Here is a 24,082-nt window from a genome sequence, read left to right on the forward strand (position 1 = left end):
CTTTACTTGAAATTGGCAGCTTACCGGCGATCCTGAACATCGGATACACTTTCAGAAGAGCTACATTCCCGTCAAAAATGGATGATCGCCATGCAACGAACCGCCTATGCAATTTTTGTTGTCACCCTGATCGCGTTTGGGGGACATGCGTCTGCAACCGAGCCAGACCCCGCTTCCGTGTTTGAGCAGAGGATCATGCCGATCTTCAAGTCTCCGAATCCCTCAAGTTGTGTGCAGTGTCATCTTTCGTCTGTAGACCTAAAGGACTACATCCGACCGTCCAGTCGTGAGACGTTCCTGTCACTACGAGACCAGGGCTTGGTTGACGTTAATCGTCCACGCGAGTCAAAAATCCTGCACTTGATCGAGATGGGCGAATCCGATTCGGACTCGTTAGCCAAGCGAATTCATGCAAAGAATCGAAACGCAGAATATGAAGCATTTGCGTCTTGGATCGTAGCCTGCTGCCAAGACTCGGACTTGGTGAATGCCGCGGCGATCCAGCCTAGCGTTGCGGCTGGTCCCAAGGCGTCTGTGGAGGTCGTTCGGCACTCCCGCAAAGATCGGGTTTTGGATTCCTTCGTGCGAAATATTTGGTCTCAACGCATGCGATGTTTTCCGTGTCATACACCGGCAGAGCTCGACACGGATAATCCGATGCACGAAAAGCCAATGGAACGAAACAAAGAGTTCGTCGCCAAGTTTGGAGCGAAGATGAATATCTTTAAGGAGACTCCTGAGCAGACATTGCAATCGTTAATCGCAAACAGTCGAAAGCGGCATGGCAACGATCTTCCGTTGATCAACGTGGACTCCCCGTTACAAAGCTTGCTGCTGCTAAAACCGACGGCCAAGATTCCCGCCAAAGATGCCAGTGGGAACCTGGGCAAGCCTTCCTCGGTCGCGCCGGTCTCGCACCTGGGCGGCATCAAAATGCACACGGACGATCAATCGTACAAAGCGTTCGCTGCTTGGCTGCAAGACTATGCACTGGCTGCCACAGGGGGCTATCGGGATGGCAAAGCGATTCCCAAAGACAACTGGTATCCAACCGAGCACGTGATCCGCATCAAAGGGCTTCCCACGAACTGGCCCAATTTGTCAACGGTTCAAATATTTGTTCACCGTTGGGATCCGGAAATGGATGATTGGTCCCCAACTCCCATCGCTTTCACTCAATGTAAAGTGACGCCACGCAAGATGGTCAATGGTTCCCTGTTCGTGATCGCGGCCGACGATCAGCGAGACGATTTTGCGTCCGAGGGTGAAACCATTCCTCCTGGAAAGGTACAGCTACGACTCTATTTGGACCGTGACGACGTCCTTCGTGATCAGCCAACGAAGCTGATTAACAGAGACACTCCGGACGCGTCCGCAGTGATCGATGCGAAATTCGAGAAGGGATTTCAGAATGCGGACGTTGTCGAAGGAGAGCATGTACTGATGACCGGCCTGTAAATAAGCGTCGTCGATCGCGACGTTAAACAGACTCAACATCACCGACCTTTGTTTTCACATCGTGTTCAGGATTGCGATCACAGTTGTGTGTGCAAGATCTCGCCCACGAGCGTCCTAGTGCTTCGTCTAGGTTGAAATTTGGGGCTTCTAATGTAGTGGAGCTTGCTAAAGCTCCCTGTTTCGCGGGTGTGGGAGATTTCTTGGATGTCAGAGGATCTTTTGCAAGATCCACTACCTCAAAATCAAAGTCGGACAAAGCACTAGGCATCATTCGCTCCTTTTTGACGTCATGCCAAGAAACGAATAAATCTGATTAGCGGGGCTTTGGAATCAGAGTGATGCTTGTAGGTTGGGGAGCCACAATTGATTTGGATCGCAGAAAGTGGCGTTCCACGATATCGACAACGCTCTCTTCGCTGACCTTGACTTCTTCCGCGTCTCGCATGTCATCGTAGCGGTGAATACCGTTCAACATGCCACTGTGCGAGGCGACTCGATAGGATTTGTTCCTGTCCAATTGCATCCCGTTAACGTGCACATCACGAACCCGCTTTCCTTGTTGGCCGGCCCAATCGAGCGTCCATGTCATTCCCGAGGTCTGAACGAGTCCGCCCACACGATCCAGCGGGTTCTCTGCTTCCAGATTGGTAGCCGACTGCTCCAGTACGTCATGAATTTGTCGGCCTGTAAGCGTAAAGGTTGCGAGTTTGGCCGGATGCGGTAACAGCGTGAAAAGATCTTCACGAGTCACCTTCCCCTGAGGCAACGTGATTCCATATCCGACCCCCGGAAGCAACGCGACCTCGGCTCCTGTTTCTTGACGGAGCAAGTCGGCAACCAGAACATCGAAGGGACTCTCGTGTTTGTATTTTCTGGGGATAAGAGTCTTCGCCATCCCGATGACTTCCTCGAGCTTCTTTCGATGAGGCTGACGGATGTCGGCAATCAACGTGGCCATTTTTGGATGCGAGTAATCCTTGACCCAGAGCATGTGCAGTTCGTCTTCAATCTTGACAATCTGTCCATCAGCAAGGCTGACTCGAACTTCTCCAAGAGCCGCCGTGTCGGACATGGCTTGGACAATCTGGGTTCCATTGACGGTGATCGCCGGATGGAGGCGGTCATGAGAATGGCCGCCGATGATCAGGTCGATTCCGTCAACCTCACGGGCTAGCAATTTGTCCACCGCTGTTCCTTGATGAGACAGAATCACCACCACATCCGCCTGACGACGGAGTTCAGGAACGTAGCGGCGGGCGGTTTCGATTCCGTTGACGAAGCGAAGCCCCTGGATATTTTTTGGCGCGGTGGTTTGATCGGTGTTGTGGTAGCCGAGAGCCAAAATGGCAATCTTTACCTTGCCCACCGAGAACACGTGGAACGGCTTGCCCAAGAACGGCTGGTCCGTTTCTTGCTCGATGATGTTCGCTCCTCGCAGCGGAAAGGCGGCGAGTTTTTGCAGATGACGAGTTTGTTCCACGCCGTAGTCAAAGTCATGATTGCCGAGAGCCATATAGTCGTAGCCGACAGCATTCATCATGCGAATAACGGCTTCCCCCTGAGTGAGGTTTCCGAGAAGGTCGTCGCTAAAAGTGTCGCCCGCATGAACCAGTAGCACATTTTGCTCGCCCCGCTTCTGACGAACTCTTTCAACGGCGGAAGCCAATGCCTCGAAGCCGCCAATACGGCCCTCTTTCCCGAAATGGTTTTCTGGCTTTTGAGGGTTGCCGGTTTGGGACGTTGCATCTTCTGAAACGACACGAAATGGCATATGCCGACCGTGGAAGTCGCAAGTATGCAAGATCGTCACTTCCGTCGGACTGATCGCTGTATGTTTCTCCTCGGCTTCACTCATTGAGCAGCCCAATCCAGCGAGCAGAAAACTGAGCATCATGGTTTTTAAGATTTTCATGGTTGTAACACCAGTTATTTGAACGGGACGTAGGGATAGCCGCCCATTTCGATATTGGGGTCAACGTCTTGATCCGTGAACGACAGGGTCTCCAATCTTTGCCTCCGCAAGAAGCTAGGAGGAGGTTGGATGCTGGAACGAGCCGAACCTGTTTCAACTGCAACCATGTCTGCAAATCATGCGCCCACTCTCTCCTGAGCTTTTCTGATATGTCGGCCGACAATACGGCGGTGCAGATCGATGCCGGAGCCTACCTGTCGATTCCCGATCCGGGAGCGGACAGCGAAATCAATTGTATGATCGGCGATCCATTGACCACTTTCCAACATCGAACTCGAAGCGGCCATCACCTCCGTTGTCCAAAACCGAATCGACGGCAAGGACGAATGGACGAAGCAGACCTGCGAGCGAACTAGGCTCGGCCAACCACACCACCCCGAGGTTGCTAAAAGAAGAACAACTAGGTCGACGCACTTCAGACGAAGGCTAATCGCCCCCGTCCCCTTTTTGTTTCCCCGTCATTGAGCGGACAGATTCAAGGCCTCTAGCATAAACGGATACACCGAATCGAGAAGCGAATCACCGTTGACCTTGGCGTTCCATGCCGAATGGCCCAAGCCTTCGAGTCGGATACGTTCGATCTTGCTTCGATAGTTCTTTAGTAAGTCTTCTGCATGATGATAGGGAACAATTTTGTCTTGTGTCCCGTGGATGATCAGCAAGGGGGCATCATCGGAATCGAATCGATTTCGCCCATCATATTCTTTCAGCAAATCAAGCAAGAGCCCCGATCCCCAATGGCTCACCACCGCCTGGACACGCGAGGATTGGTCCAGATGAGTCGCTTGCAGTAGTTCGTTTTCGGCATCGTTTGACAGCAGTTCGTCGCGAAAGTCTTCTTCATCCGAAGCTGCGAGAGCTGCACCGATGTAACCGCCTGCTGATCCGCCATAAACAACGATCGAATCACCGTCCACGCGATACGATTCTGCATTGGCACGGATCCAACGAACCGCCGCCTTTGCGTCTCGTGTTGCAGCATAGGTGGGGCGGTTCTTTAACCAACCTTTTGGCGCGATTGCTCGATCACCGTGCAGACGATAGTTAATAGAAAAACAAACCCACCCGCGCTCGGCAAAATAGTTTCCGGCGCGAACCATTGACCGCATCAACGAATCACCGGTCCAAAAACCGCCGGAATGCACCAGCAAAACGACGGGACGATTCAGCACGGTGGCTTCGTCAGGTTCATAAACATCAAGCGTCAGATTTCGCGGATAGCAACGCTGCGGATCGGTGGGATGATAGATCATCCCTTGAGCGTAGGGCAAGCCACGCGTGACTTTTACTGGATACGTCGGTTTTTCAAAAATCGAACCGATCGATTCTCGTTCACCTGCCGACGGCTTCGCCGCTGTCACCGGAGGCTGCGCCATCGCGTCGAAACCACGAGCCAAGACGATGAACATAAAAAACAAAACACATCTTCGGTAAGTCGCTATCGCTACCACGTGGGGAACCTCTGGGGAAATTGCTGACTCGACGTTTCATCATTGGATTGAGCCCGTAACGCCGCCGAGCCTAAGAGAGTATCCGAAAAGGGGTCTGACCCTTTGGAAGCGAGTCGCTTTTGTTGAGTTTCTTGCCTCGCCGGAGAGGGTCAGACCCCTTTTCGTGTACTAAAACGCTCTATAGTACTTAAAATCTCGCCCCGCCTGTATCTAACCGGCTGTGATTCTTCTCCACCTAATGTTGTCCTTCTGGTGGCGTGATGATCGACAACGAATGTTGACTAACCGGCTCCGTTGGAATCGGCCAATCGTCTTTTTTCCCATCCACGTCAATCTTAAGTAGCCAATCTGTCTGGCCCACTCCACTTCCGTGGGCTAGGCATCCTGCGGGTCGAGTATTCCGTTCTTGGCGTGAAAGTCGCGGACGGACCATACCGGACTATTCGAACACGTAGGTTGCCACCATCCTCACTTCACGGTCTGGATCTTCTTTCAGTCGGAGCATTTGATCGTGGTACGGTTTAGCTGCGGCCTTCCATTGAGCCAGCGACAACAGCGTTAGGCGGCGGACGGTAGCATTTTGATCTGCTAGTCCTTTCGCCAAAATGGGTAAGACTTGCTTCGCCGCCTTGCGCCCCAGGCTGCGGTCACCCAGCACGGACACGGCATGCCAGCGAATGACCAGATGCGAAGACTCTAGCCCGCGAAACGCTTCATCCAGATCCGACAAACCGATTTCGCATAGCGAGCTACCGAGCTTCAGCTGTTCCTCTACGACTTCGACGACTTCAGGATCCCCGGAGCTCAAGAGTTTTTCAGCAAACCGATAATCGAGTGGGCCCGAACTCTGCGATTTCAGTCCACTCACGATTGCAGCGACCGCTTGGACTCGCGTTGCAGATACACACGTCTGTTCGAAAAGGAAATCGATGTCGCCTAACTTGAAGAGTGCTTGAGCGCTCGATTCAGCCAGCCCTCCTCCACTGCCGCAACCTCCTCGCAGTGCATCGATCACTATTTGATCTCGCACGCCCAGTTTTCCCAGCAGGACAGCTCCGTAGTACCCATACTTCGACGGGAGGAACTCAAGCAAAGCGGGGATCGAATTTTCACCGAGCGAAAGAATCTCCTCTTCAAACGACCAAGGAGCTTCCAAGTACTCCGGCATGCGATCAGCTAGCAGCACAGACGCATCTACTTGGCTCTTGGGGGCATACTCAGCGAAGAGTCGTTCGAAGAGACTTTTAGGTACACAACGTCGCAGGATGTCCTCAGCCTCATCGCTGACATAGACGACAAAGTCTTTCGTCGTCCGTTCGTCCCGCTCGAACGTTTTCCGAATGGACTTCGCAATGCGAACCAGCACCGACAAAAATCGCTTTTCCGTCTTCCGCCAATGGTTCTGGGTGCTGCGATTGGCTTCTTCGTTCAGGTCGTCTGCCAACTGACTGAGTGGCTCTTCTTCGATCGCGAGTACATTTTGCCAAGTCCAATCAGCCGGATTCCACTTGAGTCCGTTGTCTTCTGCCGACTTGATCTGTTGAGCAGCCTCCAGACTATTCACCGCCAACTGAGGAAGGTTCATCTGCCCGTCGAGTTCGCGATAGCTCTCGTGAAAAGCCAATGCATAGACTGTGTGCCCGGGATGCTCGGCAAGCCAACGTTGAAACGCCCTCTCACACTCGGCGAGCAATACAAGTTCGAAATTTTTCCAGTCCACGATTCATTTGTCCTGTATAAAATCTTCCAGCGCGTCATCGCCCTCCTGCCCGACATACTCTTCGTAGTCAACGAGCTCGTTCCATCCGCCTTACATGCCCAGTATATCCGCTACCCGCGTCCCAAGGGACGAAAAGCAAGACAGCCAAAAATGCCCTCGCTGCTTTGGCGAGGACTGGGCATTTGCAAATTTGACGTTCATGAGTCGTAAGGTCGGCGTTAATCTTTGGGAGTTTGAAACGAAAGACAATCGAAGCCTGCGTCAGGCTTATCGGTTTCTCGAACCGTATGCGTTTGCCGAGAAGGATTGGCCGTACAAACAGTTCACCCGCGGTGGTGCTCGCGAAACAATTCGGACGGAATTAAACCCCCGTTCGCGAAGACTTCGTCAACGACCAGGGTCAGACGACCGACGCTTCTTTACTGGTCACATTCACCGCCGCCGGAACTGACGACACTTTGACTACTCCGCGTCGGCGGTCGGAGCGTCCGAGCTGAGTAGTTTGTCCTGAATCAACTGAAGAGGTACGAGTTCCGTTAATAGAAACTCAAACGTACCGAGCCGATCTAAGATTTCTGGACCGAAGATGCTCAGCGTCCATCTCCAATAAGGTGAGAGCCCTTCTTGCTCGCCGCCCGAGATGCTCTTGCCGCGGCGAATGAACCCTTCGACCAGGGCGTTCATGGTCCGCGATTCATCGCAATTGGCCGGTTCAAGTGTCACGTTCTTGTCGTCGTAAAGGTCGCTCCATTCCCTCGACTGAGTTTGCCAGTCGTCTGGTTTGTCCGGCGGTACCGTTTTTCTGACGGTCGATCGGACCTCATACGCTAACTGGTACTGGCCACACAGCACCGTCGCCGAACGCAAACCGAGACCGCCCGCGGTGATCGGCCAAACCATCCATGCTAACGGAACCTCCTGCAACTCGCCTCGATGTCGTTCTTCAATCAGCGACGTCAGTCCGACGTAGATGCTCTGGCCATCGCCGAAGAAGTCGTTCTCGAAAGTCTGTAGAGCCTGATTCGCAGAGTCGCGATGTTGGTCGCCCAAATCCATCGCCAAACCGAGCCCCCAAACCAAGTGTTTCAACTGGTCGTTGTACGCTAGTACCTTGGCTAGGATCGCGTGCCGTGCATCAACCTCCTTCCGCGAATCACGCAAGTAAACCTCAAACGCCTCTTGATTGGTTTGCCACTGCCCCGCCTTGGTCAATTCCAAGACGCCCCAACGTGGATTCGATGAGGGAAGTTCATCGAGTTGTTCGCCGCCAATCGTCACCGCCCCGCTCTTGTCGTCATTCAGCGATAGACCCACGTCAGCAAGGAACGATTTCGCAGCAGTAAACGCTGCCTCAACTTCCTTGCCACTAGGGCTAAGGATACAAAGATCATCCAACTGGCGAATGATCCGGACTTTTGCGTTACTGTGAATAAATTTTTCGAGCAATCGCATCAGCTTCTCACAGAGCCAATGCGAATACCCCAGTTCCATTGGCACACCGCAACCAGCCGCTTCCACACGATCGACATCCACGATATACGGCGTTTTTAAATAACGCTGCGTAAATTCGATTCCGGCGTCAGTCATCCCCAGTCCATTCAGCATGGTGAGCAATGTCGCGTGCGGCACCGAAGCGAAGTAGTCACGAACGTCGATCTTTAACACATGAAGTGGGGTGTCAGGAAAGGCTGCGCGAAGCAACTCAATCTCAGCATGAACGAGCTTGACCATCGGATTGACTCCTTCGTCATACCCGTAGCCCATATTCGATGCATCACGAAGCTCGGCTTGTCGGCTAGCACGCAAGCCAACCAATCCCATCACTGATTCTTCCTCGTCCTCGTTCAAAACAACTTGGTCGGTCCACGGATCTACGGGTTCGTACCAATCTAGCGCCGCTCGGTCTTTCTGCAACGCCAGTATCCGTCTCTCGTTGAACATGATGACCTCTGGCGCCCCCAGGTCGATCAACTTTTGCAGACGGCTGAGATGACTGAGAATAATGGCTGAGTTGGTGTAACCATCATCGATTGCGGAGGACCAAAAGTCAGCCGAATGGTTGACGGTTAACAATTCGACAAGCGACATGGTGGGGTATAACCGCCATCGGTTGCGTGTCCAAAGTACTCGAGGTCGAACACCTTGATCGGGCCACGACCACTGCCGAGGATCCCGTGTGGCGACTCGGATCGCATCGCTCAGTTGACTCGCTAACGCACCATTCTCCTGGAACCGTTTGGCCTCGAGTCGCACATCCTTGGGATAGTGAGCGTTCGCGGAAATCCAATGCAAACCGTCAAAGCCTGCAAGTTTCATATCGAGCGACTGCTGAAGCTTTTCTGCAATAATCGATTGAACCTTTTGGCGATGGTTCGCAAAGGCTGACAATTCGGAACCCAATAGATCAAGTGCGGGTTGCGAGGCCTCGGCGGCGAGTCCTGCAAGGATTCGCGTCCTCTGAGCCTGCCGTTCATTCATGCGTCCAACGCCTTGGATGTCAGATTCATCCCACTCACTTAAGAAGGCACCGAACAGATAGACGACGTTGGCCCGCAGTCGGCCTCGCCGGATTTCCACCAGCAGTTTCTCACGCCAAAAATCAATCAGAGATTGTGGGGCGGCTCGACCTTGGAAAAGTGCCCTCAGATTTGGCAGATCACGGTGAAGCGGAATCTCGGTGATCCGAACCTTCTTCAGGCCTTCGCATAGCTTCGCGAGACTCTGTAAATCGCTGCCGCGACCAGCCGACTCTGCCGCTTCGTATTGGCTCAGCAATGACTCACGTTGCCGTGACAGCTCCGCAAGTCGAGTCTTGGTAATGAATTGAATCGTGGATGCGGTCATCAGTATTTCTCACTTGAATTAGAAGTACCGACAATTCTAGTCGATTTCAAATCGGCAAATGCGTCGCTTGGCGTTCATATCACGGCTCATTGCGAAGACGTTTGCGTTCCACCAAACGTTTGACCTGTTCGACTTTGGTGGGACCGCCACCTGCTGTCGCGCCAAACCAGGGAGCGATTGCGATCACTTCGTCGCTGCGGTGATCCAACAAATCAAATTTCATGTTGTAGGACGCCCAACCCATGGACTTGGCATTTTCTTGCAGTTTCGCTGCTAACCGATTGCTTGGTCCGCTGTATCGAAACGGTTTACTTGGATCGTTGCTGTCAATCTGGTTCCCCTCCCAGGCAAGCAGCGTGTCGCCGACTTCGATACCAACAGCCTCGGCGGGGCTGTGCGGAGCCACTCTCGTGACCGTCAAACCACCGGCGTAGTAGGCCGGAATCCGATTCTTGTCCGCGGGTCCGAGCGACACCCCAATCTGAAACGGATCGTTGTACTCGAGATCGGGCGTCGATTCGGCTGGTGCTCGATGTCCCGGCACCGACCGGCCCCAATGTTGATACCAGTGGCCGGCAAATAACGGTAACTCTTTTCGCGGATTCAGCGACGGCGTGTTGATGTAATGCGACCTCCCAGTTTCGAGGTCCTCGTCATCAGAGTCGTCGCCGGGATTGGAGACGACAAACACCAACCGGTATCCTTTTCCTGGCTCAACGATCAGCTTCGTGCCAACTCCGTCCTCGACTTCGGGATCGGCATCAGCACAAAACTGGATTCGTTGTCCCTTGCGAACAGTTGGTTTGTCTCCGATCACGGTTTTGACGGCACCACCAGGAATGGTTTTCTGCTGAACATCGACGACCTTTCCGAATTGCACATCTCCTCTTAGTTCGGCACGGCGGTAAGTGAAAGCGTTATCAAGCGTCGCGGGTACGCCTGCTCCCGTGGTGCTGCGATAGAAGAACTCGACATCCACAATCTGTCCGATCTCGTACGTTTGCTGAGAAGGGATCAATCGAAAGCCCGCTTGAAGCCCGTTTTCCGCAGGCTTTCCCCAGTGAATCGCCGCCACATTCTGCAAGTCCCTGTCCAAATAATGCTGACGAATCGTGAACGCATAGGTCGATCCTGGCTTAGCGACCTGTGGAACGAGAATTTGCACCGACCAGATGTAGAACCATTCGCCGATCGCGTTTTCGAAGGATGGGATAAATTCGAAGCGGATGTCTGACGGCAACTGATGCGTTCTGGCGATGCGTTGAAAGCGTTCGAAAGTGGCGTTATCCACATCCGCTTCGTTACGCTTCGTTTGCCACAGAGCGATCGCTGCGAGCACTTCATCCAGTGTCAGCGGAGGTAATTCAAGACCGTGACTCCGCACAGTTTGGTGGATGCCCGCGATCCCGTTGGTTGGTTTGTGAGCAGCGTTGAAACCAGCGATGCCCGTCGCAAGTGGTGCTGCTATTTCGTCGTTGCCAAGCGCCTCGCTTGGCGTTTGAATCGCAGCGGGTGGTGCGATCGACATGCGGCGAATGGAAACAGGCTCGGATAGCCCATGCGTTTCCAAATTGACTTCCCAGGTCTGAATCGTTCCCTGATCGCATCGGTGCCGCACCAGACCGCCCGTCAACTGCCACCCCGCCGGTACGATTCGATTTTTGCTGAAGATCATCGACACCATGCCCGCTCGTATTTTCTCTGGGAAATCACCGTTGCCCAATTTCCACTGCAAGCATGTGTAGACCTCGCCCGAGGTAAGGGGCGGTTGCGGCCTGCCCTGAGCATCCTTGGAATGCAGATGGTTAAATTCACGCACAGCCTCAGCAAGAGTTCTTTCGCCGACCAATGGAGTCGCGATATCGTTTTTGACACTCGCTTGGTCACCTGTCGTGGGATTGGGCTCCATGTCATGGAGTGGACCAACGTCTCCAGAAGCCTTCTCTTCCCCTCTATTCTGCAACGGCTCGAAAAACATAATCGCCAACTTTCGGCCATCGACAAAACCCGTGGGACGATGAAGGTCGTCTGCATAGGTCGTGGCATCGGGAGACACTTTCTCCGTAACTTCGGCACCTTCGTACAGCAGAACGGGCGTTCCTTCACGTGTCACAACAAGGAAGGGTGCTGTGGTTGTTGGATCGAGCGAATGTTTCTCTTCGCTGAACGGAATCAACCAATCTCCTGACACTTCCTTTCCTTCATCGATGACCTGATTAAGCGAAGCATAATGCGATTGTGCTTCCCATTGAACTTCGTCTACCTGCCATGCCTTGAGTCCTAGACCCCGCAATACATAGTGCTGGCTACCGTCGTCCGTTTTATATTGGTCACAAACCAAATCGAAACCTTCTTGCTCAGCCCAGGCAAACAAATCTGCTCGATCGGATTCCGACAGATTCCGTCCACGCCAAGCAGTTGGTACTGATTCGGATCGCCCCGTGTCGAGGTCCAGAAACACAGCACGCTCCTGCTCGGTCGCATCCGCAGCAATCTGCAATGACTGGAGTTGGTTACTCGTCCGCCAGAAAATCTTCGCAAGTATTTGGTTTGGCTCAACGCCTGGAGGTTTCTCCATTGTCATCGATGGCACATTGACGATTCTAAATGCGGCATCCTCAACCAAGTCCGCACTGTTTGCATCCCACCATTTAGCCCAGCGCTGAGCGTCGCGATGGAGGGCCCGTTGTTGAAGATAGAGCTGTTGCGGCATCCCGACGCCAAACACTCGACTGAGCCCGAGATCTTGCCCCGTGAGTTCTGCGAGAGCACAGGAAAGTTCGGTCGGCGCATCGGAGCAACCAATGGCGGCGTCACCTTGGCCTGTAAATCGATTTTGCTTAAAAAAGGAAACCAGATCTTCGTCGATGATCGTGTCGCTCCGTATCCAATTGCATTTGGTTGACGGAACGCTCGTTCTTGGGATGGCACGAATCAAAGCCGGCACGCCCCGTTTGTCTCCAATTGCCCTTAGCGCAAAAGCAAGTGTCGCGATCATTCGGTCGTCGCGTGTTTGGTCAAGTTCGCGAACGATGCTCGGTACGGCAGCCGATCCATAGTTCACTAACAATTGAAGCTCTGATCCCCACCGCTGACTTCTTGGCGAGTTCGGGCCACGATCTTCACGCCTATTGAATGCATCAATACTTGATAGCACTTGCTGGATTTCACGTTCCAAGCCTGTTGGCATATCGACTTTGGCTTCGGCGATCTTAGATCGATTGGCCTCCGCGAAATACACACCGCCCATGCCTTCGCCCGTAGTAGGGTGATAGAAGGAGACATGAGAACTGCCAGTTGTCGTAATCACCTTCGAAAGCGTGAATTCGTGCGTGCCACTCGTCGCCTGGATTCTTTGGCTAGGCTGAATCGGTGTGGGCGTTGGATTTTCTTCAGGTCCCAAGGTCGTCGTTGAAAAGAAACACAGATCAGCCGTTTTAGCGGATTCAAGCGTGTAGACTCCCTTCACCATCACCGTTGCCCCCACTTCAAATCCGTTTCCAGAAGATGTCACAGATTGAATTTCGATCTCGTCTCCAACAGCAAACTGCGAATCACCTAAATCGATCTCAACAACATGAGTGGCCAAGACTGTTGAAGTATCGATGGGATTAGTCGAACGAACAATGTTGACAATTACGTCTCCACCTCGCTGTAATGAGACCTGCCCGTCACTCACTGTTATTCCCTCGATCGGTCCGTCGATCATCACGACGTAATCTCCGCTTGCGATACGGATCTTTTCACCCGATTGATGAACCCTCAGTCGCTCGACTGTTTCGCCACCCTTAACAATGCGGATTGGAACGTCATCGACGACCGACTGAATCGTCAGCGTGCCTTTGTTCAATTCCAGCACGATCAACACGCCCGCGAAAAGCAACGAGAAGGCGAAGGCTGCAGCGGCGATGAACTTGCCGATCGGTGGGCGGCGGCTTTGTTCGGGAGCCAACGCGGCGATGGATTTCGGCAACAGTGTTGTCGTTGGATGCTGGACGTGTGCGAGGCAGTCTTCGAGTAGCTCGGCGACCTGTTCGGCCGAGTCAAAGCGGTCACCGGGAGATTTAGCAAGCAACTTCATCACGATCTGCTCTAGCCACAACGGGATGTTTGCATTGATTTCGCGAATGGAACGTGGCGCGTCATCGGTGACTCGGCGGAGGACGGCGTAGCTGGTTTCGCTGCGGAACGGCGGGTGACTAGTACAGAGTGCGTACAACACACAACCGAGCCCAAACAGATCACTGCGGGCGTCAATCGCATCGCCGCGGACTTGCTCGGGCGACATGTAATGGGGCGTACCGGGATGGAAACCGCTGCGAGTCAAACTGGCGTCGTCGGTGGCGCGGGCAAGGCCGAAGTCGGTCAGCAACGCGCGATCGACACCTTCATCCAACAAAATGTTCGAGGGCTTTACATCGCGGTGGATCAAGCCTTGGGCGTGCGCGGCGGCGAGTCCTTTTGCAGTATGAGTGCCGATCCGCAGCACTTCGCAAACATCGAGCGGCCCATCGCGATCAAGTCGCTGTTGCAGTGAACCGCCGGCAATGTACTTCATCACCAGAAACGGATGCTCGTCATCGGTTTCGACGTTGTGAATCGGCACGACATGATCATCAACGACCGCGGCCGCCGCACGAGCTTCCCTTGCAAACCGCTTCCGAGCCGCACCACTGCTGGCCAAATACGGAGCCAGCAACTTCACCGCCACGGGGCGATTAAGCTCCGTGTCGTAGGCTTTGAACACCACGCCCATGCCACCGCTGCCGATCAATCGTTCGACATCATAGCGACCAATACGGCCCAACATTTCGGGATGACTGGCCTGCGACAATAGCGTCTTTGCCATCGCTTCGTTCCATGCAACAGGATGCTTCCAACGTTCATCTGCATCCAGCAAATCGGCGTCCTCGGAATCGTTGACGTCTGCGGTCGATAACCAGCGTTGCATTTCGTCCCATTGCTCGGCATCGGCGGCAAGCCCAGCCAAGCGACTCTGGCAATACGCACAGGATTCCACATGCCGAGCGATATCGGGGTTGTGCGTGTCAATGTCGTCATCGGCATCGAGCAGATCGTCGAAGGCAATGTCATCACATTTCATCATTGGATATCTCTGCAAAGGATTTCACTGCGATCTGCAATCGCTTCATCACTCGACTGCGGGCGATGTAGATACTGCCGGGACTGACACCGAGCTGACTCGCGACCGTTTCGATCGATTGACCAAGTACGGTGGTGCGGTGGAAGGCTTGCCAGGTTGTGTTGCGAACTTGCAAGCGGACCATTTCGGAAGCTCGCGTAAAGAGCTCGCGACGAACTTCCAAGTCGAATTGGCTTGCCACGTCCGCTGCCGCTTCGACCTCATTCAATTGCCGAGCCGCCTCGTCACCGCCACTCGCCCACGGTCGATGTTTCCGACGCGTCATATAGTCGATCGCTGTATTGCGAGCGATACGGAACAGCCAAGCTCGAAAAGCACCGCGATCGTCTCGAGCAATCCAATCGGTGACCGAGCGGGCGACCGCTGACAGCACTTCTTGAACGACGTCATCCGCATCGGCGGCTTGTAATCCAAGCCGGCGTGCCGATCGGTAAACGACAGGAGCGTAGATTTCCGCGAACTCATCCCAAGCCGCGATGTCCGCCCCATCCTGCAATCGCAGGATTAAGCTGGCACGCGTTTCGGGTGGGCTGGAAGTCATCTAATTTCCGGTCGGGGGTCAGAATCCTGACGCTTCGGTACTCTTGTACGAGGAAGACTCAGCACGCACAGCAATCTTTCACGCCATTTAGCAATATTTTAAAAATCGCCCGACGACGGGGTTTCCCTGATCGTGCCGTGCAGCATCCCGCCCACCTGCAGGCTGATTTTCACTGCATCACAAAGATAAGGGAAGCTAAGCTTTCCACACACAACCATACCCCAAATCAATCACCGATCGAGCGAAAGATTTACGCCATCATGTCGGCATGTTCTTTCATCGACCGCCGGACATCTATCGCGATGGCCGTGATGTCGTTCAGTGTCCCAGAAATCTGACTAACAGTACAACTCCAAGGGTCACTGTCACGGTGGTTACAAGTATGAAGCCGATGACGACAGCAAAGATCGTGGTCCGCATGCGAGGAAACAGATCCCCCTCAACCAGCTTGCCATCAACGAGAACGTTGACTCGGTGCATCGCGTCCAATTCGACCTCGACTTGATGCCTTTCCCGCTCGCCGATTTGAATGCAACAAGGCCCTCGTTGGATCGGTGTCGCCTCACCTGCGGCGTCAACCGTGTGTGTCTTAAGGCCTCTTGAAAGCGACGTTTGGACGATCACCGTGTGTATCTCCTCGCGGCCAACTGGAATCGCTCGCCGCCTCATCACCAGCCAGTCAACATCTAGCGGGGGCGGTTCGTAGGGATTGTTGCTTTGCATTGTTTGGATTGAGCACAAGGGCTGTTGTTGTTGATAACATCCGCGAGACGTTCAACGATAGCACGCAACCAGGTCACTTGGACAATACGTGCAACTTCATGATAGGTGACGCGAACACCCTATCGATAGCGGTCACGTGGCTTTCGTTACGCGGAAACATTAAAGAGACAAGAACGCTTTCGGCAGTTCTTAGAGGGTATCCGAAAAGGGGTCTGACCCTCTCCGGCGAGGAAAAAAACTCAACAAAAACGACTCGCTTCCAAAGGGTCAGACCCCTTTTCGGATACTCACTTAGTCTTTCGCCTTGGTGGCGTTTGGATTCGGTTGAATTGAGCGTTTTTTGACATGCACTCATTCCCGTGGATCCGTGCGTATCCGTGGCTGACAATTGGGCTCGTTGGTTTGCCACGGATTAACACGAATCCGCACTAATTTTGCGCGGTCGCCCTGCTCCTTAAGGAAAGATGACAAAGGCCAATTCCATGGGATAGTAACCTTTTCAATCGACGCATCGACCTCGCAGGAAGTTCTCGCCACTTCGCCCATTGTCGAGCAGTCCTTTTCGATTCACCAAAATCAGTCGGCTGGAAAGCGAACGGCTACTCCACCGAATCCAAAAAGATCCTCGGTCCAACGTACTGGGGGCACCGAAAGTGACGATGTTTAATGGGCAATGTGCCGTGATCAGCGATACGGTGCAGCGTCCCTTCGTTACGGACGTTTCGGTTGTCAACGACGAACGATTAAGCCGGTCAATATGAGTCATTTCACCTAATGATTCCTGCCTACCTGCTTTAGCAGTTCAGGCTAGCGCCGTCGGCTCACAAAAGGATCGACGTTTCATCGGTATATACCGAACGACCTGCCTAGCGGCCCTGGCTTACGGTGCGATTGGCTTTAGCGTGATGCCACGCAAATCGAGCAGCCAGTTTTTCAAACTCGGATCCGACTTGAATACCGCGACGCTTGTGGCTTGCGGCAGCGTGATCGTGCCGAGTTTGACTTTTCGGTAGTCGTCCCAATTGTCTGTGCTTCGCACGGTGCCGGTCAAGGTTTGATCGCCGAGACTGAAGATGAAGTTGTTGCCCGCGGTATTAGCGGGACAGGCATAGTCCAACCAAACTTCGTATTGACTTGGTTTGTCATTCGCAACGGTCCATTCGACTCGGTCGTTGACATCGCCCCAAAATCCGATGTTCTTATATTTCGCTTCGAAGTTGATCTTGTCACCGAATATGCGACATGCGGAAGCGGCCAGTTCAACGGTCCCACCTTCGCCTGCGGTGATCGTGACGGGTTCGTTTCCTGAAAAGGTTTTTGGTGCCGGTCCCAATTCGCCAAGAAACGCGAGCAAGTCATTCATCTGCGACGGGGAGATTACCTTTTCGAACTCTTCGGGCATCAGCGACGTGCCGACGCTTTGGACTTGGTCGATATCCTCTCGCAAAATAGTTTTGGATTTGCCATTCTGCAGCGTCAATTCGATTGCCACGGTCGATTCGTTGGTGATGATGCCCGCCTCGACAACTCCATCGAGCGTCAGCACGTTGTAGCTGAGGTACTTGTCTTCGACCGCAGCGTTGGGAGCCAGGATCGCGGTCACCATCGCTTTCGGCGAGCGATCCTTGAGCCCGGCCAAATCGGGGCCGACTTGATTGCCGATACCTTTGACGCGATGACAGCTGGCACAATGCTGGGTAAAGATTGCTTGTCCGCGGCCCAGATCCCCCGCTGCGGGATTCACGACGCGATAGGTTTCGAGCAAGGTGTGTTTGTCTCCCGAACTCATCGCATTGCCGAACAATTCTGTGGCCACCGCACGCACTTTCTCGCTGACGTGAGCGGTCATCTTTTGTCGATGTTCCGTGCCTATCGTTTGCAGCGGGATCGTTTTGCTGCGGACGGCCTCGGCTAATTGTAACGCGGTGGATTCACGCGTCATCGAATCGTCTAGGATCGCCGACCTCACGGTGGGGCTGATGTTGGTCAACCGCGACAACAAAGCGGCAGTTTCGTGACCAGCCAAGGCGTGGACCGCGGCGATTTGAAGCTCAAGCGGCTCCGCTGCGGTGACCAAATTAAGGACATCTCCACGAAACTTTGCATCGATCAGTGTCAGTGCGGAAACGGCGGCTCGGCGATGCGTGATCTCAACGTCCGGGTCCGCCACTAGCGTTGCAAGTTCGGCACCGAAGTCCGCCAGTTTTACCTGCAGGGCGGGTTGCAGTGCCACGCCGCGTTTGCGAACGGTGCCCAATGCCGCAGTGAGCTCGTGGATGTTCTCGACGCTTGTGTCTTGACGGGCCTGATCGATAACGTTGTCGAACAGTTCTGCCAAAAAGTCACTATTCTTCATGCGCACGGCCATCTCGAGGACGGCGGCCTGATAAGGTGCTGCAGCCTCTTTGCCGTGAATCGCTGTTCGGAACTCACGTAGATTGTGCTCGCCCAGCGAGCTGATCACAGCGGCTTGCAAGTACGAGTCACCGGCGGAAAGCAAAGCAATCTCGGCGAGTCGATTCACCGCGTCCGCCGACGAGGACTCGCCTAGCGAATAGGCGAGTTGCAGACGTACGTGCGGATCGCTGATGTCACAGGTTTCCAGTGCCGAAACCAAACGGTCGGAAACCTCCCCCGGTTCGTGAAGGAATTTCTCGGCAATGCGAATCGCATGACGGCGGACGGTGGCGTCGGTGTCGGCCAACGCGATGTGAAGCGTTTGGATGTCGATCCCTCTCGCGTCCAAAGTGCACATCGCGTGCAAGCGGGCTAGTGGATTGGTTGACGAGCGAATCATCGTTTGCAGTCGCGCCGTGTCCTGAGGGTCGTTACGTTCGATCAAGTATTGTTGAGCAAGATCGCGGACGCGGCCATTGGGTGATGCGAGTTGATCGACCAAGGCGGGACCGGTTAAATCATTTAGCTTGAGGATCGGTCGCGGCGACGTGTGCGTCGGATAGACTCGATAGATCCGTCCTCGATCATGCCCCGAACGCAAGAAAAGCTCTTTGGTGCGTTCACCAATCCATTCCGGGTGTTCCATCACTAACCGGTACATGTCGGTAACCCATAGTGCCCCATCGGGGCCGGTGGTGACGAACGAGGGCCGCAACCAAGAATCGGTCGAGGCCAAGAACTCAATCCCCGCTTCGTCTGCGGGTCGAACGCTTTCGAACGTGACTCCTGTGGCAATCAATTGCCGGCGATGAACGAGGTTGTGAACCGGTTCACAGGTAAACGTGTTTTGCAGAAAGTCATCGCCGAACAAAGTGTCACGATAAACCATCGTGCTACAAGCCGAAGTGAATTCATGTTCCATTCCCGCGGCAGGCGGCTTGTAACCGGACCAATGGCTCAACACTCGTGAAATCGGAAACACTTGGGTGTTGTCTAAACGGGCGATATTCCGTTGAGCCGCCGGTGGCGCTACCAGCGGATTGCGACGCAAATAATGATCTGCCAAGACGTAATGACGCACCGGAATCGAGTTGTTGTTGCCAAACCAATTACCATGGTTGTCGCGATGGCGACCGTACTGTGTTTGTCCTGTTTGAGCTTCCATCGCTCCGTCCTCGGGACGAATGCGGATGTCGAGTCCGCGAATGTCTAGCTTTTTGCCCGTCTTGACCGACTCGATCACTCCCCCGCTATCCCCATTGGCGAGATACAACCAATTGTCCAATCCGCGGGTGATGCCATTAAAACGGTGTTGTTGGTTGCCTTCGCCAAATCCACGATAGAGTTCTTCACGAACTTCGGCTTTCCCGTCACCGTCGCGGTCGGCGGCAAAGAACAGCGAGGGAGCGGCACAAACGAGCACTCCATCACGCCACGCCATCACGCCAGTGGGAAAGGGGATTTCGTCTAAGAATAATGTCGATTTGTCATACTGGCCGTCTCCGTTGGTGTCTTCCAGGTAGCGAACGCGACCGCCCGGTTTGCCCTTGTCATCAAGGCCAAGGGGATAGTCCGCCATCTCGACCACCCACAATTTTCCATCAGGCCCCCAGTCCAGGCCGACGGGGTCCATCACCAAAGGTTCGGCGACCACTAGCTCTACCTCAAAGCCCGGTCGCATTTGAATCGATTGGTGCGAGAGTGCAGCCGAGCGGGGCCCGGGCTCTGTGCGGCCTAACAATTCCAGAAAGGAACGCCGGTCGACCCAATCGGGCAGACGGTGGGTGTCTTCGTTTTGCACCCACATATGGTCATCGCTAAACCAGACGCCGTTGTTGGTTCCATTGCGGACGATCAAGGGAACATTGGTCAAATCCTCGACCTGACGCGTGAATCCGCCGGTGTCGACATCGTAAAGCTGAATCGCGGTTTCCGCGCCGTTGGAAATGATTACATCGACGTGGCCGTCCTTGTCAAAATCGACAAACCGCACGCCGTTGTCTCGGCCAAGATCATCGACAATCGCAAAAGGCATCGGATGCGGTGTGGATTGCCACTTGCCATCATCGCCGCGTTTGAGGATTTGTTTGGTTTTGGGGTTGCCGACGATAACCTCCGAGATGCCGTCGCCGTCTAAATCACGAAGCCGAACCCCTTGATCGACACCCGCGACGGAGGTGCGGATGTCCAACAGTGGTGGGGGCAGTGGACTGGAAGTGATCCCGGCGTCGGTCACACGGTAGATGCCTTGTTGGTTTTCGTTGTTGACCAGCAAGGAAACGGAACCGTCCGTGGCCAAATGCCCCAACTTGACGCCCAAGTCGACTCGTTCTTGGTTTCCCTTGGCGGTGATTTGAAGGTCATGATCGAACTCACGCCACTGGTTGGTTTGCGGTTGCCACAGGCGTACGGTTTTGCGAGTTTCGTTGCCGACGATGACGTCGACGTAGCCATCTTGATTCAAATCGGCGATGCGGACTCCATGGTCCCCGCCATCTTCGGGGGCGCGCAGCGGTTGGTCGACCAACAGGTTGCGGTTGATGCGATCAACGCATTCTTTGAACGTCAGAAATTTGACGCGTTTGCCGTATTTTTTGTCTGCGTAATCGATCAATTCAACCACTTGGTCATTTCGAATCCAACCATGCGGATGGAACACGAGGTTGAACATGCCTTGCTTGATCACCGTCGCATCGAGTGCGGCTTGCATGTCGGCGACGGTTTTGGGGTTGTTGGGCTGCTGCAGATTTTGAGCTTCCCAGTCGCTTGGGACCATGCACGGGAACTGCCAGCCGAGTTTGCCGATGACATACGGGTAAGGATAGTTTTGGATCTTGTTGACGAATGATGGAAACGGGATGTACTTGGCGAAACGCGGGGTGCCGTCGGGATCCAAGACGAGTTCACGCGGCAGATCGGGGTCGGCATCGGTGAGGACGGTAAACACGCTGCTGTCGGCTTGTAGGAAATTGCCGGCTTCGGTGCGACGGTTGAAAATCTCTTGCCATAGTCGCGGGCTAGGCGTATTGCGTGAATCACAACACGGGGTGCGAAAGGCAACGGGGGTATTGCCGGGGATGGACCCCATCGTGTCAACACAACGATCAAAGGTCGATTTGGCTGTCGCGAAATCGCTTCCTTGCAGACAAGGACAGGGGTGATCGACCGTGTGGACTTCGATCGAAAGTCCTTCGTCGAGCCAAGCTTGCAACTGGGGATCGGTGGGATCGACCTTGCACGACATGATGCTGACCGGGGCGCGGTCATCGATTTGTTTCAGTCGCTCGAGGATCGGCCGCAAATACGCTTCGTATTTCGCAGTATCGGCCATGTCGTCGATCCCCAACGTGATTACGACATCGACTCCCTCATCACCCACCCATTGTGGTGTCGTTAGCTTGGGAAACGCCGTGCCGGGATAATAGCCCTCGGCGGGTTCATCCAAGTAGGTCAGCGTGTTGGTTTGGGCTGCTAGTTCACCACCGTGTAAGAGGAGGAATCCAGCAAAAATGAGCAGGGCGGATTTGGACATTTCAAGCTTACTAAACGTTGCAATTAAGGTGGGATGCAATATGCGGGGGATAAGACGATATCATACACGGTCGTAGCAGCACGCGTTGCTGCGAAGACAGACCTCCCACCAGAACCTTTCCCACCTTACCGCTCACCGATCCCTCGTTATGAACACGAACCAACCTCCAAAACTCAATCGCCGCGAATTTATTGCTGCATCAACAGCGACCGCAGCCACGTTCGCCAGCGGGCTGGCGACTTCGTCGGCGCTTTCCCAGACGCTGGCGGAGACTCGCGTTGGGAGCCTTCACCTCGGCACGTTTCGGTTTGATGTCACGCCGCCGATGGGCCACTCGCTGTGCGGAGGCTGGATCAAGCCCGTTGTCGGGGTCGACGATCCGCTCGAAGCGATCGGCTATGTGTTGCTCGGGTCCGGAAAACCGATTGTGGTCTGTGTTGTCGATTGGACAGGGCTACTCAATTCCGCCCACTTACAATGGCGACAAGCGTTGGCGGAGGCAGCGGGAACCAGTATTGACCGAGTGACGGTTCATTGTGTGCACCAGCACAATGCCCCGTTTGCCTGTCTTGATTCCGAAGAGATTGTGTTGGCCCAAGGCGATCTGCCGCACATCATCGAGCGTGAGTTCTTTCTCCTTTGTCTCGATGCCGGTCGCGGCGCTGTCCGCCAGGCTATGCAGCAAACGACTCCGGTGACCCACGTTGCTCATGGCGAAGCAAAAGTCGAAAAGGTAGCGGGCAATCGACGAATCATAGGGCCCAATGGCAAAGTGATCTCTCAACGCGGTAGCAGTTCGCGAAGTCCGGAGCATCATGCACTGCCCGAAGGCGTGATCGATCCGATGCTCAAGACAGTTGCGTTTTATAACCAAGACCGAAAACTAGCGGCGTGTCATTATTATGCCTGTCACCCGATGAGCTACTACGGTGACGGACGCGTTAGCGCGGATTTCTGTGGTTTGGCTCGTAAACAACGCCAGCAACAGGAACCGGACTGCACGCACTTGTACTTTAACGGTTGTGGGGGGAACATCGGAGCGGGCAAATACAACGACGGGTTCAAGGAGATGCGAGTTGTCTTGACCGAGCGGATGCTCACCGGAATCGTGGCCTCGGAAGAAAAATTGGATCGACAATCCATCGAGTCGATTCGCTGGGAAACCCAGGATATCTTGCCGCCCGTCAACCCGAGCTTTGACGAGGAGGCATTGATGCGTCAGATCAGTGACAGCAAACAGAGCGTGGTGAACCGAAATCGTCCCTCGTATACCGTCGCCTGGATTCGCCGCATGAAGGCGAGACTGCCAATCACGCTCAGTTGTATGCATGTGAATGACATTTCTCTTCTGCATCTACCTTCGGAAAGCTTTGTCGAGTATCAATTGCGAGCCCAGGCTGCGGCGTCCGATCGCTTCGTGGCATGCGCCGCCTATTCCGATGGCGGCCCGTGGTACATTCCAACCGCAGAGGCGTACCCACAAGGCGGCTACGCCGTCAGCGTCGCCCACTGCGCTGCGGACGTCGATCCGATGCTAACCGGTGCAATCAACAACATGCTCTTGCGCGTGTGATTGTCGAGAGGTGATTAAAGTAGCTTCAGCCTAGCCAACGGCCCTCAGCGCAGCATCGACCGGCAGATGCAATCGACGATGCCCGATTCAAGCTCCACTCCGTCCACCCTGAAATTAAGCTGAAACGCAATCCTAGTGCTTTGTCCAGATTTCTTTTTTTTGGGTAGCGGAACTCGTCAAGAGTTTCGTTTGGACGGGAGAACGGTCGAAAGTCTTGACGACTTCCGCCACAGTCAAACCCTAACTTTTAATTTGGACAAAGCACTAAAACGACTGTCCTGATTTGTGAGCCGAACGCACTAGCGTCGGGCTGCCGCTCGGTAAAACGTTGGCAAAAGAAGACTCGCGGCTAACGCTGGGCTGCTTCATCTTTGGCGTTGACAGCATGTTTGGTTTGCGCGGGTTTGATTTCTTAGTCGCGAAGCGACGGCACGCTGTAGCCTGGGACGTAAGTCCCAGGAAAATGGAGCGAAAACGCCGTGAGTCACGAAGTGACGACATGAGTTTTGCGGCATGGCAGGGAGGTCACGCAACGAACTCATGCCGTCGCTTTGCGACTTTCGCCCCCCCAAATACCCATCACCCCGGACTCGCGTCCGGGGCTAAAAGCTGCCACCGCTTCGCGGTTCAGGATCAGTGCTGATTAGTATTCCCACAACTTGGCTGCGTTGGACACTCATTTCCGCTAATCGCACACGCGGCGACGC

12 protein-coding genes are annotated in these 24,082 nt (G+C 54.2%); 4 read left to right on the plus strand and 8 right to left on the minus strand.

What is annotated here, in order from left to right; all coding sequences use genetic code 11:
• Nucleotides 1-90: 90 nt before the first annotated feature.
• Complete coding sequence (locus SH528x_RS10050; RefSeq protein ID WP_442510393.1) at nucleotides 91-1,458, plus strand: hypothetical protein; 1,368 nt, start codon at nucleotides 91-93, stop codon at nucleotides 1,456-1,458.
• 313 nt (nucleotides 1,459-1,771) lie between these two features.
• Here the strand turns inward: SH528x_RS10050 and SH528x_RS10055 are convergent, their stop codons facing one another.
• Entirely contained in the window at nucleotides 1,772-3,370 is a 1,599-nt protein-coding gene (locus SH528x_RS10055; RefSeq protein WP_442510394.1) for a bifunctional metallophosphatase/5'-nucleotidase, read from the minus strand.
• A gap of 209 nt (nucleotides 3,371-3,579) precedes the next feature.
• Between SH528x_RS10055 and SH528x_RS10060 the strand changes: the two genes are divergently transcribed.
• A complete protein-coding gene (locus SH528x_RS10060) occupies nucleotides 3,580-3,786 on the plus strand; it encodes a hypothetical protein (RefSeq protein ID WP_442510395.1) in 207 nt (68 codons plus the stop codon).
• A 102-nt stretch (nucleotides 3,787-3,888) separates the two neighbouring features.
• Here the strand turns inward: SH528x_RS10060 and SH528x_RS10065 are convergent, their stop codons facing one another.
• Together SH528x_RS10065 and SH528x_RS10070 are read right to left on the minus strand one after the other, a co-directional pair.
• The gene (locus SH528x_RS10065; RefSeq protein WP_442512107.1) at nucleotides 3,889-4,839 is read right to left on the minus strand and encodes a prolyl oligopeptidase family serine peptidase; all 951 of its coding nucleotides are present in this window, start codon (nucleotides 4,837-4,839) and stop codon (nucleotides 3,889-3,891) included.
• Between the two features lie 481 nt (nucleotides 4,840-5,320).
• On the minus strand, nucleotides 5,321-6,601 hold the full coding sequence (locus SH528x_RS10070; RefSeq protein WP_442510396.1) for a DUF4303 domain-containing protein: 1,281 nt from the start codon (nucleotides 6,599-6,601) through the stop codon (nucleotides 5,321-5,323).
• A gap of 199 nt (nucleotides 6,602-6,800) precedes the next feature.
• Here SH528x_RS10070 and SH528x_RS10075 point away from each other — a divergent pair, with 199 nt between their 5' ends.
• Entirely contained in the window at nucleotides 6,801-7,052 is a 252-nt protein-coding gene (locus SH528x_RS10075) for a hypothetical protein (protein ID WP_442510397.1), read from the plus strand.
• An 11-nt stretch (nucleotides 7,053-7,063) separates the two neighbouring features.
• Here SH528x_RS10075 and SH528x_RS10080 read toward each other — a convergent pair whose 3' ends face one another.
• From SH528x_RS10080 to SH528x_RS10100, 5 genes are all read right to left on the minus strand, one after another.
• A complete protein-coding gene (locus SH528x_RS10080) occupies nucleotides 7,064-9,445 on the minus strand; it encodes a reverse transcriptase domain-containing protein (protein ID WP_442510398.1) in 2,382 nt (793 codons plus the stop codon).
• Between the two features lie 79 nt (nucleotides 9,446-9,524).
• Entirely contained in the window at nucleotides 9,525-14,552 is a 5,028-nt protein-coding gene (locus SH528x_RS10085) for a protein kinase domain-containing protein (RefSeq protein ID WP_442510399.1), read from the minus strand.
• Entirely contained in the window at nucleotides 14,539-15,150 is a 612-nt protein-coding gene (locus SH528x_RS10090; RefSeq protein ID WP_442510400.1) for an RNA polymerase sigma factor, read from the minus strand. Before SH528x_RS10090 ends, SH528x_RS10085 begins: the two co-directional genes overlap by 14 nt.
• Before the next feature lie 318 nt (nucleotides 15,151-15,468).
• The gene (locus SH528x_RS10095) at nucleotides 15,469-15,873 is read right to left on the minus strand and encodes a hypothetical protein (protein WP_442510401.1); all 405 of its coding nucleotides are present in this window, start codon (nucleotides 15,871-15,873) and stop codon (nucleotides 15,469-15,471) included.
• An 880-nt stretch (nucleotides 15,874-16,753) separates the two neighbouring features.
• The gene (locus SH528x_RS10100; protein ID WP_442510402.1) at nucleotides 16,754-21,802 is read right to left on the minus strand and encodes a PVC-type heme-binding CxxCH protein; all 5,049 of its coding nucleotides are present in this window, start codon (nucleotides 21,800-21,802) and stop codon (nucleotides 16,754-16,756) included.
• 148 nt (nucleotides 21,803-21,950) lie between these two features.
• On the opposite strand from SH528x_RS10100, the gene SH528x_RS10105 reads away from it, so the two are divergent.
• On the plus strand, nucleotides 21,951-23,375 hold the full coding sequence (locus tag SH528x_RS10105) for a hypothetical protein (protein ID WP_442510403.1): 1,425 nt from the start codon (nucleotides 21,951-21,953) through the stop codon (nucleotides 23,373-23,375).
• The last annotated feature ends 707 nt before the right edge of the window (nucleotides 23,376-24,082 follow it).

The organism is Novipirellula methanifontis, from assembly GCF_052161655.1.
Classification (GTDB): Bacteria; Planctomycetota; Planctomycetia; order Pirellulales; family Pirellulaceae; genus Novipirellula.